Origin of the sequence: Georgenia subflava (assembly GCF_009193155.1) — a bacterium.
Lineage (GTDB): Bacteria > Actinomycetota > Actinomycetes > Actinomycetales > Actinomycetaceae > Georgenia > Georgenia subflava.
In genome coordinates, this window is the sequence record NZ_VUKD01000003.1 from 403,438 (window position 1) to 417,218 (window position 13,781).

11 protein-coding genes and 1 pseudogene are annotated in these 13,781 nt (G+C 72.4%); all 12 read right to left on the reverse strand.

What is annotated here, in order from left to right:
* Positions 1 to 52: 52 nt before the first annotated feature.
* Positions 53 to 814 (reverse strand): YebC/PmpR family DNA-binding transcriptional regulator, encoded by a 762-nt coding sequence (locus GD748_RS11890; RefSeq protein WP_152195413.1) that lies wholly within the window; start codon positions 812 to 814, stop codon positions 53 to 55.
* Between the two features lie 8 nt (positions 815 to 822).
* Positions 823 to 1,452: a pyridoxal 5'-phosphate synthase glutaminase subunit PdxT gene (gene pdxT, locus GD748_RS11895; RefSeq protein WP_152195693.1), complete on the reverse strand. Its 630-nt coding sequence runs from the start codon at positions 1,450 to 1,452 to the stop codon at positions 823 to 825.
* A gap of 230 nt (positions 1,453 to 1,682) precedes the next feature.
* Positions 1,683 to 2,252: an NUDIX hydrolase gene (locus GD748_RS11900; RefSeq protein WP_152195414.1), complete on the reverse strand. Its 570-nt coding sequence runs from the start codon at positions 2,250 to 2,252 to the stop codon at positions 1,683 to 1,685.
* A gap of 10 nt (positions 2,253 to 2,262) precedes the next feature.
* Complete coding sequence (pdxS, locus tag GD748_RS11905; RefSeq protein ID WP_152195415.1) at positions 2,263 to 3,174, reverse strand: pyridoxal 5'-phosphate synthase lyase subunit PdxS; 912 nt, start codon at positions 3,172 to 3,174, stop codon at positions 2,263 to 2,265.
* A gap of 188 nt (positions 3,175 to 3,362) precedes the next feature.
* On the reverse strand, positions 3,363 to 4,454 hold the full coding sequence (locus tag GD748_RS11910) for a PrsW family intramembrane metalloprotease (RefSeq protein WP_226921244.1): 1,092 nt from the start codon (positions 4,452 to 4,454) through the stop codon (positions 3,363 to 3,365).
* 381 nt (positions 4,455 to 4,835) lie between these two features.
* Positions 4,836 to 5,462, reverse strand: a complete 627-nt coding sequence (locus GD748_RS11915) for a hypothetical protein (RefSeq protein ID WP_152195417.1) — start codon at positions 5,460 to 5,462, stop codon at positions 4,836 to 4,838.
* Positions 5,453 to 6,649, reverse strand: coding sequence for a glycosyltransferase family 4 protein (locus GD748_RS11920; RefSeq protein WP_152195418.1), 1,197 nt, complete (start codon positions 6,647 to 6,649; stop codon positions 5,453 to 5,455). The genes GD748_RS11915 and GD748_RS11920 overlap by 10 nt, the downstream gene beginning before the upstream one ends.
* Positions 6,649 to 7,605 carry a phosphatidylinositol mannoside acyltransferase gene (locus tag GD748_RS11925; protein ID WP_152195419.1) on the reverse strand — a complete coding sequence of 319 codons (957 nt, stop codon included), beginning with the start codon at positions 7,603 to 7,605 and terminating at the stop codon, positions 6,649 to 6,651. The genes GD748_RS11920 and GD748_RS11925 overlap by 1 nt, the downstream gene beginning before the upstream one ends.
* 8 nt (positions 7,606 to 7,613) lie before the next feature.
* Positions 7,614 to 8,240 carry a phosphatidylinositol phosphate synthase gene (gene pgsA / locus GD748_RS11930; RefSeq protein WP_152195420.1) on the reverse strand — a complete coding sequence of 209 codons (627 nt, stop codon included), beginning with the start codon at positions 8,238 to 8,240 and terminating at the stop codon, positions 7,614 to 7,616.
* The gene (locus tag GD748_RS11935; protein ID WP_226921335.1) at positions 8,240 to 8,863 is read right to left on the reverse strand and encodes an HIT family protein; all 624 of its coding nucleotides are present in this window, start codon (positions 8,861 to 8,863) and stop codon (positions 8,240 to 8,242) included. Before GD748_RS11935 ends, pgsA begins: the two co-directional genes overlap by 1 nt.
* A gap of 2 nt (positions 8,864 to 8,865) precedes the next feature.
* Entirely contained in the window at positions 8,866 to 10,884 is a 2,019-nt protein-coding gene (gene thrS, locus GD748_RS19960) for a threonine--tRNA ligase (RefSeq protein WP_226921336.1), read from the reverse strand.
* A gap of 396 nt (positions 10,885 to 11,280) precedes the next feature.
* A pseudogene (locus tag GD748_RS19965) lies at positions 11,281 to 13,758 on the reverse strand (DUF222 domain-containing protein); the annotation flags it as partial.
* Positions 13,759 to 13,781 lie beyond the last annotated feature (23 nt).

Here is a 13,781-nt window from a genome sequence, read left to right on the forward strand (position 1 = left end):
CGCACCGACCGCCGACGTCTCGGTGCAGCCTCGCCCGTGGCGGGTCGGTGGATCAGTCCTCGTCGTCGAGCGCGGCCATGACCTCGTCGGAGGCGTCGAAGTTGGCGAAGACGTTCTGCACGTCGTCGCTGTCCTCGAGCGCGTCGATGAGCCGGATGACCTTGCGGGCACCCTCGACGTCGACCTCGACCTCCATCGAGGGCACGAACTGCGCCTCGGCCGAGTCGTACTCGATGCCGGCCTCCTGCAGCGCGGTACGCACGGCGACGACGTCGGTGGCCTCGGAGAGGACCTCGAAGGTCTCGCCGAGGTCGTTGACCTCGTCCGCGCCGGCGTCGAGCACCGCGGAGAGCACGTCGTCCTCGGTGAGCCCGTCGACCTTGGGGAGCACGACGACGCCGCGCCGGTTGAACAGGTAGGAGACGGAGCCGGGGTCGGCCAGGTTGCCGCCGTTGCGGGTGAACGCGACGCGGACGTCGGAGGCGGCGCGGTTGCGGTTGTCCGTGAGGCACTCGACCAGCACGGCTACACCGCCGGGTGCGTAGCCCTCATACATGATCGTCTCGTAGTCGGCGCCGCCGGTCTCCAGGCCGGAGCCGCGCTTGACGGCGCGGTCGATGTTGTCGGCGGGCACCGAGGACTTCTTCGCCTTCTGGATGGCGTCGAACAGGGTGGGGTTGCCGGCCGGGTCGCCGCCGCCGGTGCGGGCGGCCACCTCGATGTTCTTGATCATGCGGGCGAAGAGCTTGCCACGCTTGGCGTCGATCGCCGCCTTCTTGTGCTTGGTGGTCGCCCACTTGGAGTGGCCGGACATGTGTGCTCCTAGCTGCTCGGGTGATGCGTACGCGCCGCGTCACGGTTCTCGCGGACCATGGCGACGAAGAACCGGTGAACCCGCGTGTCTCCGCCGATCTCCGGGTGGAAGGCGGTCGCGAGCAGACTGCCGTGGCGAACTGCGACGATCTTACCGCCGCCGGCCGATCCCCCGCCGGTACGGGCGAGGACCCGCACGCCCGGTCCGGTGTCCTCCACCCACGGGGCCCTGATGAAGACGGCGCGGAGGGGGGCGCCGCCGCCCGCGAGGTCCGGCGCGTCGAGCGGCCCCTCGAAGGAGTCGACCTGGCGGCCGAACGCGTTGCGCCGCACGGTCATGTCGATGCCGCCGAGGGTGCGCTGGTCCCTGGTGCCGTCCAGGACCCGGTCGGCCAGGAGGATCATGCCGGCGCAGGAGCCGTACACCGGCAGGCCCGCTGCGATGCGCTCGCGCAGGGGTTCGAAGAGGTCGAAGGTGCGCAGCAGCTTGTCGATCGTGGTGGACTCCCCGCCGGGCAGCACCAGACCGTCGACGGCGGCGAGCTCGGCCGGGCGGCGCACCGTCATCGCGGTCGCGCCGGACGCCGTCAGCGCGGCCAGGTGCTCGCGGACGTCCCCCTGGAGGGCCAAGACCCCGATGGTGGGACCGGTCGGGTCGTCGACGACGGCGTCCCGGGTGGCGGTGTCACCGACGACAGTGTCCCCTACGGCGGTGTCGCCGGCGACGGTGTCCCCGGCGACAGTGTCCCCTACGGCGGTGTCGCCGGCGACGGTGTCCCCGGCGACAGTGTCCCCTACGGCGGTGTCCCCGACGACGGTGGCACCGGCGAGAGGATCGGTCACGGCTGGGTCGGTCACGGCTGGGCAGCCTACGTGCTCGGTCCGAGGACCGAGGACTCGTCCAGGTGCGGCGTCGTGCCGTCCCACCCGTCGAGGAGGGCGCGCACCAGCTCGGGCAGCGTCTCGGGATAGACGACGGTGCCCTCGGCGACCGCGGCCGCGAGCTCGTCGACGTCCCACCAACGCATCTCGTCCAGGACGTCGCGCTCGAGGTCGGTCCACCCGTCGTGGGAGAAGTCGTGGCCGGACGGCACCCGGGCGAGGAAGAACTCCTCGTCCTGGCGGCAGGTCACGCGCGCGAAGTCGAAGACGGCGCTACGGGTCAGTACCGGTCCGACGAGGTCGGCCGGCCGGACCACGAGCCCGGTCTCCTCGAAGACCTCGCGTGTGGCGCCGTCGCGCACGTCCTCCCCCGCGTCGAGCCCGCCGCCGACGGTGAACCACCAGCTGCGGGTGACCTCGCCGGCGTCGTGGCCGCGCACGAGGAGCAGCCGGTCGTCGTCGTCGAGGACGACGACGCGGGCGGCCCGCCGGAACGGCAGGCCGTCCTCACCCGGCTCCCAGTCGGGTCCCAGGCCGTAGGTCAGCGCGTCAGCCATCCGCGCCGTGTCACCAGCCGCGCTCGGCCAGGCGGTGCGGCTGCGGGATCTCGTCGACGTTGAGCCCGACCATGGCCTCGCCCAGGCCGCGGGAGACGTCCGCGATCACCGACGGGTCGTCGTGGAAGGTGGTGGCGCGCACGATAGCCGCGGCGCGCTGGGCCGGGTTGCCGGACTTGAAGATGCCGGAGCCGACGAAGACGCCCTCGGCGCCGAGCTGCATCATCATGGCGGCGTCGGCCGGTGTGGCGATGCCACCGGCGGTGAAGAGCACCACGGGGAGCTTGCCGGCCTCGGCCACCTCCTTGACGAGCTCGTAGGGGGCCTGGAGCTCCTTGGCGGCCACGTAGAGCTCGTCCTCGGGCAGGTTCTGCAGGCGCCGGATCTCCTGACGGATGGCGCGCATGTGGGTGGTGGCGTTGGAGACGTCACCGGTGCCGGCCTCGCCCTTGGAGCGGATCATCGCCGCACCCTCGGTGATCCGCCGCAGGGCCTCGCCGAGGTTGGTGGCGCCGCAGACGAAGGGCACCGTGAACTGCCACTTGTCGATGTGGTTCGCGTAGTCGGCCGGGGTGAGGACCTCAGACTCGTCGACGTAGTCCACCCCGAGGGACTGCAGCACCTGGGCCTCGACGAAGTGGCCGATGCGGGCCTTGGCCATCACCGGGATGGAGACCGCGGAGATGATGGAGTCGATCATGTCCGGGTCGGACATGCGCGAGACGCCGCCCTGGGCGCGGATGTCCGCGGGCACGCGCTCGAGCGCCATGACGGCGACCGCGCCGGCGTCCTCGGCGATCTTGGCCTGCTCGGCGGTGACGACGTCCATGATGACGCCGCCCTTGAGCATCTCGGCCATGCCGCGCTTGACCCGGGCGGTGCCCTGCTGGGGGACGTCGACGGCGAACTCGTTCTCAGACACTGTGACCTCTGCGGGAGGGAGCGGGACGGACGCACACAGTCTAGTCGCGCCGGATCGGCCCCAGGTACGGCGGTCCCGCCTGCCGGCCCGACGCTGGGACCAGGTGCCGTGCAGTGTGCGCGTGCGTGGCCCGGCGTCCAGTGTGCCCGTGCGTGCGCCGGCGTCGGACTGCGGCCCGGTGCTCCGGCTCAGGCCCGCCGTGCGGGCGGCGCGGTGAAGCCGTCCCGGGCGCGGGTCACCGCGGCGAGCAGCTCCTTCTCGTCGCGACGCGTGCCGACGTCGTAGCGGCCGGAGAGCGCACGCTGGCGGGTGTAGGCGAGCGAGGTCGCGGCCTCCTGGAAGTCCTGCATGGCGTCCTTCGCGCGGGCGCCGCGGGCAGCGGCCCACCGGCGGGCTGCGCGGCGGCCCTGGAACGAGGTGAGCATCTCGACCTCGTAGGGCGCGAACCAGCCGGCGCGGGCGTACTCGGTCAGGCGGTTGCCGATGGTCGCCTTCTCGTCGTTGCGCAGCCAAACGACCAGCACGATGCCGGCCGCGAACAGCGGCACCTGGAACACCCAGTAGAGGACGTCGTAGAGGGCGAGCACCGCGGAGCCGTTCCAGACGGCGTGGAGCATCGTCGCGGCGAGCCAGCCCACCGGGAACATCCAGAGCCAGGCGTACCTGCTGCGCGCGCGGGAGGCGAAGCCCAGCGCGATGCCGATCAGGGCGGTGAAGGTGACGTGAGCGAACGGGGACTGGATCGCGCGGCTGACGAACACCTCGGTGAGCATGTCGTCGAACTGGACGAAGTAGAGGATGTTCTCGGTGAAGGCGAAGCCGGCGGCCACGACGGCGGCGTAGACGATGCCGTCGACGGGTCCGTCGAAGTACCTGCGGCGGAGCAGGAAGATCAGGAGCACGCCGACGCCCTTGGCGGTCTCCTCCACCAGCGGCGCGCCGATCACCGTGCCGAGCACGGAGGCGTGGACCGCGCTGCCGGTGGTGGTGAGCACCGAGAGGGCGAAGAGCTCGTTGAAGACGAGCGAGACGGCGGTGGAGACACCGATGCCCCAGGCGAGCGCGGTGACGAGCAGCATCCGCGGCTCGGGTTCCCAGCGGTCGACCCACATGACGGCGGCGACGACGCCCACGAGGGGGACGAAGGCGAGCAGACCTGCGACGACCGTCGAGGCCGTCCCGCCCTGGCTGAGGATGAGCGAGAGCATCCACACGACGCCGGCGAGCCCGAGGGCGATCCCGACGATCTCGACGACGAGGGTGGTCGTCCGTCGCTGCACCGGCTGGGGCCATCCGGGGCCCGTCACGGCCGGTGTCGTGGCGAACGGGCCGGTCACTGTCGGTGTCGTGGCGGACGGGCCCGCCGTCGGCGGTCGGCCGGACGCGTCCCACGGCTGCGGCCTACCCGCCGACGACGGCCCCTCGTGGGGAGCGGCGGGACGGTGCTCGTGCGGTGGCCACGGGCCGGTCGAGGACATGAGCGTCACCCTAGAGGCTCGGGTGTGCGCGGCGTCGCGGACGTTCGGGATGTGCCGTGCGGCGCCCGGCGTCTTCTGCCTGACCGTCGAGGCCGACGCGGACCTTGAGCGCCGGATCCGCGAACCGCCGTCGCAGGACACCGCCGCCGGACACACCGCCGTCTCCGGACACTGCGGCCAAGGTCAGTCGTGCGGCGGCGCGTCGTCCATGTCGAACGGCTCCGGCACGGGCGCGTGCCCGGCGAGGTGGAACAGGCGCACGAGCGGTGTGGCGCGCACGCGGCGCACCTGCACCACGCGGGCGTTGTGGAACCGGCGGGCGAGCTGGAGCCGGTACCAGGCCTGCTCCAGCCGGACGAGCACGTCTGCCGCACGCGGGTCTTCCGCCAGGTCGGCACGCTGCCCCTCGGCCCCGAGCACCGCGCGCAGGGTCCGGCTCAGCTCGCTCTCGACGACGGCACGGTCCACGCCTGCACGGTCCACGCCGGGACGGCTCGCCGGCGGCTCCTCCCCCAGCGGATCGCCGTCGGGCCGGCCCTCGAGGCCGTCGGCGACGAGCCCGCCGGCGGCCGCGTCCGAGGCCCGCAGCGCCACGTCGGTCACCAGCAGGGCCTCGACCGGGTCGAGCGCACCGGTGGCCGCCAGCTCGTTGGCCGCGGCCGCCCGGGCGGCCAGCTGCGCCTCGAGGGTGGCGCGGGAGCGCAGGACGGTGCGATGCAGCCGGTCGACGCGTACCGCCTGGCGCCAGAGCACGACGACCGCGACAGCGAGGACGGCGACGGCGATCAGCACCCACTCGGTCACCCCCACGGACGATCTCCGCCCTGGGCGGCGGCGCGGATGCGGCCGAACATCGTGCGTGAGCGTGGGTCCTCGCGCACCGGTGCGTGCGCCGTGGACAAGACCAGGTCGTAGACGGCGAGCACCTGGCTCGTCACCGTGCCCCAGTCGTAGCGGCGCACCGCCGCGGCGGCCCGCTCGCGCAGCACGGCGTTCGCCTCGCGCCGGCCGAGCACCTCGACCAGCGTGCGGGCCAGGGAGGCGGCGTCGCCGCGGTGGAAGAGCCGGCCCAGCGCGCCGTCGTCGAGGACCGCCTGGAAGGCGGGGATGTCCGCCGCGACCACGAGGGCGCCGCCGCTCATCGCCTCGACCAGGACGATGCCGAAGCTCTCGCCGCCGGTCTGGGGCGCGACGTAGACGTCGACCGAGGCGAAGAGGCTGGCCTTCTCCGCATCGCTGATCCCGCCGAGGAAGGTGACGGAGTCGCCGTGGCGGGCGAGGAGCTCGCGCTCCTCGGTGGCGTCGCCGCGGCCGGCGATGAGGAAGCGGGCGCCGGGGAACTCGGCGAGCACGGGCGCCACGGCGTCGGCGAGGATCGGCAGCCCCTTGCGCGGCTCGTCGAGGCGCCCGAGGAACGCGATGGTGGGGCGCTCGTCGGTCCCCACCCAGCCCGGGTCCTTCGGGGCGTCGGCGAAGCGGTCGACGTAGACGCCGTTGGGGACGATGACGGCGTCGCCGCCGAGGTGCTGGACCAGGGTGCGGCGGGCCTCCGCGGAGACGGCGATGCGTGCGGTGAGCTTCTCGAGCATCGGGACCACGATCGGGGAGATCGCCTGGAGGCCGCGGGAGCGTTCCATCGAGGTGTGGAAGGTGCCGACGACGGGACCGTCGGCGGCCCACAGCGCCAGCATGCTCAGCGACGGCAGGAACGGCTCGTGCAGATGGAGCAGGTCGAAGTCGCCCTGCTCCACCCAGCGGCGCACCCGGGCCCCGACGACGGGCCCGAAGTTCAGCCGGGCGACCGAGCCGTTGTACGGGATCGCGACGGTCTTGCCGCTCGAGACCACGTACTCGGGCACCGGGGTGGACTCCTCGGCCGGGGCGAGGACGCTCACCGTGTGACCGCGGCGGATCAGCTCCTCCGCGAGGTCGCGGACGTGGAACTGCACCCCGCCCGGGGCGTCGAAGGAGTACGGGCAGACGATGCCGACGCGCATCAGCGCGCCTCGTGCGCGCTGGCGGACGGGGCGGCCAGCCGGCCGGCGTCGAGGTCGTCCAGGAAGACCTTCTGGAGCATGTGCCAGTCTGCGGGGTGGCGTGCGATCCCGGCGCCGAGGGCGTCGACCCACCGCTGGGTGAGGGTGGCGACGTCGAGCGGTTCGCCGTCGGGCGTCTCGCCCGCGACGTCGAGACGTTCGGAGAACTCGATGACGATCCCCCAGCGGGAGCCCGCCGCGCGGCGTCGGGCGCCGGTGAGCCGCTCGTGCCGGATCATCGTCGCGTGCAGCGGGGCGCCCGTGGCGAGGCTCAGTGCGGCGGGCCCTGCGGCCACTCTGGCCCGATGGCCGAAGAGGTCGACCTCGACGCCGGACGCCGACAGATCACGGTCGGCGAGCAGCGGCACGATGCTCGCGGAGCCGCGCGTGTGCCGGATGAGCTGACGGAACACGCCGCTGCCGCGGTCCATGGGGATGATCGTCATGCCCAGCGACGTGCGGAAGTCGAGGAAGTCCTGGAAGAGCTCCTCGGGCTCGAGGTGCTCGGCGACCGTGACGACCGGCGCGAGCTCCTTGGTCGCCCAGGCCCCGGCGAGGTCCCAGTTGCCGTTGTGGCCGAGGGCGGCGACGACGGATCCGCCGTCGGCGAAGGTCTCCCGCAGCGGTCCGTCTCCGGTGGCACGCACCCGCGCCCGCAGCTGGTCGGCGGAGAGCCGCGGCAGCTGGAAAGCCTCGCAGTAGTAGCGCAGGTAGGCCCGGATGCCCGCGCGGGACAGCTGCCGCAGGCCGCGCCGGTCGAGGTCCGGGCGCACGCGCGCGAGGTTGCGCTCGAGCTGGGCGAGCCCACCGGTCCGGGTCAGCCACACGACGTCGGCGACGGCGGTGAACAGCCCTCGGGCCACCGGCTCGGGCAGGTGCTCCACGCCCGACTTCGCGAGCATGAAGACCTTCGTCATGTCGATCCTCACGCGGCACCGCCCGGTCGGGACTGGGTGTGGACCGTGCGCATCCGCTGGAGGACGGTGTACGCGCTGGCGAGCGCGAGCAGTGCCAGCGCCACGGTGAGGACGGCTGCGGGCAGCCCGAGACCGACGAGCAGGACGGCGACGAGGACGACGAGCAGCCGGTCGGCCCGCTCGGCGAGCCCCACGTCCGCCGTCATCCCGAGGGACTCGGCGCGGGCCTTGGCGTAGGGCACCACGCCGCCGAGGACGAGGCACACGAGCGCCAGCCCGGCGGTGAGGTTGCCGAGGGCGCCGTCCAGGTACCGCAGCGCCCACACGGCCACCCCGGAGAAGACGGCGGCGTCGGCGAGGCGGTCCATGGTGGAGTCGAGGAAGGCGCCCCAGCGCGACTCGGTGCCGGTCAGGCGGGCCATCTGCCCGTCGAGGTTGTCGAAGAGGACCAGGACGCCGAGCACGAGGGCGCCGGCGGTGAGGTGTCCGGTCGGCAGGAGCGTCAGGGCCGCCGTCGAGCTCAGGACGGTGCCGGTGACCGTGACGGTGTCCGGGCTGACGCCCAGGCGCACGAGCAGGCGCGCGGCCGGGCCGAATGCGGCCTGGGCGAAGCCACGGGCGTTGGTGCTGAGCACTACTTCTCCTCGGAGATGGTCGCCTGGTCCGCCGTCGAGGTGGGCGCGCCCGTCGTCGCCCACTCCCGGGCGAGCAGGTCCCTGGTCTCGCCGAGGACCTGGGGCAGGGCCTTGGTGCGTGCCACGACGGGCAGGAAGTTCGCGTCGCCCGCCCAGCGGGGGACGATGTGCTGGTGCAGGTGCGCGGCGATGCCGGCGCCGGCGACGGCGCCCTGGTTCATCCCGAGGTTGAAGCCGTGCGGCGCCGAGACGGCCCGGACCACCGTCATCGCCGTCGCGGTGAGCACGCCGAGCTCGTCACGCTCCGCCGCGGTGAGGTCGGTGTAGTCGGCCACGTGGCGGTAGGGGCACACGAGCAGGTGGCCCGGGTTGTACGGGTAGAGGTTGAGCACGACGTAGGCGCTCTCGCCGCGGTGGACGACCAGGCCGTCCTCGTCGTCGCGCCCGGGGGTGCGGCAGAAGGGACAGGCGCCGGCGCCGTCGTCGGCCGGCTTGTCCTGCCCGCCGACGTAGACCATGCGGTGCGGGGTCCACAGGCGCTCGAAGGCGTCGGGCACGCCGGGGTGGTCCCGCGGCGTCTCGCCGTTCCCGGCGTCCGGACCTCCCGGGTGCTCGGGGCGCAGCGTCACACCTGCTCCCGCGCGGCGATCTTGGCGACGATCTCCTCGACCGCCTCTGCGACCGGCACGCCGTTGCGCTGGGAGCCGTCGCGATAGCGGAAGGAGACGGCACCGGCCTCGACGTCCTCGCCGCCGGCGATGAGCACGAAGGGCACCTTCTCCTTGGCGGCGTTGCGGATCTTCTTGCCGAACCGGTCGTCGGAGGTATCCAGCTCGACGCGGACGCCACGGGCGCGCAGCTGGTCCAGCACACCGGCGAGGTAGTCGTCGAAGACGTCGGCCACGGGGACGCCGACCACCTGCACCGGGGAGAGCCAGGCGGGGAACGCGCCGGCGTAGTGCTCGAGGAGGACGCCGAAGAAGCGCTCGATGGAGCCGAACAGGGCGCGGTGGATCATGACCGGTCGCTGCCGGGACCCGTCGGGGGCGGTGTACTCCAGCTCGAAGAGCTCCGGCTCGAAGAAGTCGAGCTGGATCGTGGAGAGCTGCCAGGTGCGGCCGATCGCGTCCTTGGCCTGCACGGAGATCTTCGGCCCGTAGAACGCCGCGCCGCCCGGGTCCGGCACGAGCTCGAGGCCGGAGGCGGTGGCGACCTCCTCGAGGGTGCGGGTCGCCTCGTCCCAGGTGGCCTCGTCACCGACGGACTTCTCCGGGTCGCGGGTGGACAGCTCGAGGTAGAACTCCTCGAGGCCGTAGTCCTTGAGCAGGTCGAGGACGAAGCCGAGCAGGCCGGCGAGCTCGTCCTTCATCTGCTCGCGGGTGCAGTAGATGTGGGCGTCGTCCTGGGTGAACCCGCGGGCCCGGGTCAGCCCGTGCACGACGCCGGACTTCTCGTACCGGTAGACGTGCCCGAACTCGAACAGCCGCAGCGGGAGCTCGCGGTAGGACCGGCCGCGCGAGTTGAACACCAGGTTGTGCATCGGGCAGTTCATGGGCTTGAGGTAGTAGTCCTGGCCCTGCTTGGTGATGTTGCCCTCGGGGTCGCGCACCTCGTCCAGGTGCATCGGGGGGTACATCCCGTCGGCGTACCACTCCAGGTGCTTGGAGGTCTCGAAGAGCTGGGCCTTGGTGATGTGCGGGGTGTTGACGAAGGAGTAACCGGCCTCGACGTGGCGGCGGCGGGAGTACTCCTCCATCTCCATCCGGATCATCGCGCCCTTGGGGTGGAACACCGGCAGGCCGGAGCCGATCTCGTCCGGGAACGAGAACAGGTCCAGCTCGGAGCCGAGGCGGCGGTGGTCGCGGCGCTCGGCCTCTGCCAGGCGCTCGGTGTACGCCTTGAGCTCGTCCTTGGTGGGCCACGCGGTGCCGTACACGCGCTGCAGCTGGGGGTTCTTCTCGCTGCCGCGCCAGTAGGCGGCTGCGGAGCGCATGAGGGTGAAGCCGTTGCCGAGGAGCTTGGTCGACGGCAGGTGGGGGCCGCGGCACAGGTCCTTCCAGGCGACCTCTCCCCCGCGCCGGACGTTGTCGTAGATGGTGAGCTCGCCGCCACCGACCTCCACGGACGCACCCTCGGCGACCTCGCCCTCGGCCGAGCCGCCAGGCCCCTTGAGCCCGATGAGCTCGAGCTTGTAGGGCTCGTCGGCCAGCTCGGCGCGCGCCTCGTCCTCGGTGACGACCCGACGGCGGAAGGTCTGGCCTTCCTTGACGATGCGGCCCATCGCCTTCTCCAGGGCCTTGAGGTCCTCTGGGGTGAAGGGGGTCTCGACGTCGAAGTCGTAGTAGAAGCCGTCGGTGATCGGCGGGCCGATGCCGAGCTTGGCGTCGGGGTTGACCTGCTGGACGGCCTGGGCCAGGACGTGAGCGGCGGAGTGGCGCAGGATCGACAGGCCGGCGGGGCTGTCGATGGTCACCGGCTCGACCTTCGCCCCCGCAGGAAGGTCGGTCAGGTCGGTCTCGAGGTCCTTCAGCTCTCCGTCCACCGCCAGGGCGACGACGTCACGCCGGTCGGCGTAGTGCTCGGTGCCCGTGGTGCGACCGGTGACCGTCCGTTCGACGCCGTCGATGGTCAGGAAGTGGTCGATGGTCACGGATGCTCCTTGTGGGCGCGGACAGGACCTGTCGATCGTACCGACGCGGGAACCTGGCCAGGAACGCGGAGTCGGTGCAAGCCGATCAGAACGGTGGCGGGTCGCCTTCCTCGGCGTCGCGGCCCGTCCAGGGATCGTGGGAGCGCCCGTGAGCAGCGGCGGTGTCCGAGCCGCTCGCCGCCGAGTCGGGGCCGCTCGGAACCGCAGACGTGGCGCTGTTCTGAGTCGCATGCTGAGGCTGCCGTGAGTCGTGGGTGGTGTGCGTCGGGCGGGGAGCATGGTGATGGTGCCGTCGGTCTCGCGTCGGTAGACGTGGCCGGTGGGTGTGGTCCATTCGAAGATGCCGGGCTGGGGTTGGACGACGGTGAAGGCACCGATGGTCTTGAGGGTGTGGTCGCGGGTGCACAGGGGTCCGTGGTTGGTGTCGGCGGTGTGCCCGCCCTGGGACCACGGGATCGTGTGGTCGATCTGGCAGCGCTGGGCCGGGACCGAGCAGCCCGGCAGCACACAGGTGGTGTCGCGTAGACGGACGTGCTCTTGGAGGTCCTCCGGGGGCCGGTACCTGGTGCGGCCGTGGTCCAGGACGGTCCCGGTGACGGGGTCGGTGATCAGGCGCCGCCAGGTGCCGCCGGCGGCCAGGGCGCGGGCGACGTCGCCGGTGATCGGTCCGTAGCCGTGCAGGACCGCGACCTCAGGAAGGGGGTCGTCGAGCGGCTCAGTGGCGGTGGTCGGGTCATCGCCGCGGTCGCGCCCGTCGACCAACCCACCGCAGCCGCTGCCGCTCTCTCCGGTGCCGTTGCCGTTGCCGTTGCTGCTGGTGGCGCCGCAGGTGCAGCTGTGGCCGTTGCGGGCGTTGCCGCTGTCGTCGGCGCCGGTGTGATCGGCGGTGGAGGTGCCATCGGTGGTGCACTTGCGGCCGTCGCTGGCGCTGCTGGCGTCGCCCGAGCTGCCGTCGCCCGTACCGGCGCGGTCGGCATTCTGGCCGGCGAGGAGGACGTTGAGGGGGACGGTGACCTTGATCTGGGTGTGGGTGGTGGCCGGGCTGCCGCAGCGCATCGGCTGACCGGTCTGGAGGAAGGGCCACCACGGCGGCACCACGGCTTCGTCCGTCGGTGGGTCGGTGTTCTCGGGCTCGTCAACGTGCCCGTCGGGCGGTTGACCGGCTACCGGTTCGGCGTTGGCGTCCTCAACCGGGGGCCGTGGTGGCCCGGTGGGCACAGCTGTCCCGTCAGACCCCGGTCCTGGCCTGTCCGCTACGGCTGTGCGCCCGGACCCGGGGCTCTGTCCGGTCTCCTCAGTGTCGGGAGGACTGCCGACAGCCCCCGCGCTGCCTGAGGCGTCACGGTCGGTGCCGCCGGAGGGGTCGGTGTCGACGGGCCTGTCGGGGGCTTGAGGTGGTGCGTCACCGGCTGGCGGGTCGACCGCGGCTGTCGGTGGCGGCGCCGGCGACGCGGCGGGCGGCAAGATCGTGCCGAGACCGGTCGCTGCGGAACTGGTCGGGCCGCTCCGGTCCGGGGCCGTCGTGGTGGCGTGGTGTGGTGGTGGGCCGGTCCAGCCGGTGTGGATGGTGCCGCGGGCCATGGCGGCCATGGCGTCGGCGCGTAGCTGGGTCATGGTGCGGGTATCGCCGGCGGCCTTGGCGGTGGTCGCGATCGCGTCCAGGGCGAGGTCGACGGTGACACAGTCCTCGGCGGGCAGGACGGCGTAGAGGGAGGCCATGCCGTCGGGCAGGGCCTTGGTGTGGTTGACGTGCCGGCCTGCCCGGGCCCGGGCATGGCGGTCCTGGGCGTCTTCGGGGTCCACGGCGATCAGGGCCTTGTTCAGGTCGCGCTGGAGCTGGGAGGGGGTGCGCCCGTCGGCCTGGTGCAGGACCTCGGCCTCGACCTCGGCAGCCACCGGGCCCGGGGCGTGCTGCAACGTGGTGACGATCTTGGCCGCTTTGCGGAAGTCGATCGCCCCGGCCGCCAGTGCGGCACCGGTCTGGGTGAACGCCCGGGTCAGGCCGTGTCCGACGGTGACCAGGTCCCTGGCCTCGGTCTTGGAGATTGCCAGCCGCAGCGCGATCTCCTCCCCGGTGGCGTCGATCTTTTCCGGCAGTGACGGGTGGTGGAACGTGGTGGCCTTGTCCGCCAGTGTCGAGGCGGTCCGTGCTGCGGCGGCGGCGGCCCAGGCCTCGATCCGTTTGTACCCGGCCAGGATCTCCAGCGTCGCGAACCGGTCGATCTGGTCCTGGTCCACCCCGGCCAGCAGCGCGGCCAGGACCGGGCCCGCTTTCGCCTGCCCCAGCGCGGTCAGGCTGATCCCGAGATTACGACCGGACTCGGCCTCGACCTGCGCGAAGACCTCCGTCAACGGCCGGTCCAGCACCCGCGACCACGACCCACCGACGTCGCATGTATCGGTGTCGTCGATGTCGATGTCGATGTCGATCTCGATCACGGTGTCGGCGCTGTCGCTGGCGGTGGTACGAGCGGAAGCGGCGCGAGTGCCGACTGCGTCGTCGGTGGCGCAGTCGATGGCGCCGGTACCGGTCGGGTGGCCCTCGCCGTCTTCGGGGAGCGGGTAGAACCGTGGGTCGTCGGCCAACGGGTCCGCGCTCGTGGGCGGCGCGCTGCCCGCCCAGTCGTCTTCCGGGCCGTCGAGGAGTACCTCCAGCGCCTCCAGCGCGGCCGGGTCGCCCTCGTCCGCCGCCTCGACCAGCCCTGTGAAACCTAGCCGGGACAGTCGCCGCGTGCTCTCGATGCGTTCCTGCGCCGCTACCGCGAGCGCGAACTCACGCAGGTGCGAGCACGGGCGACCACCGTAACCGTCCTGCTCGCAGCAGAACCCACCGGTGTCACCACCCAGCGAACCCGTCCACCTCGACATGTATCGAACCTATGTGCGACCAC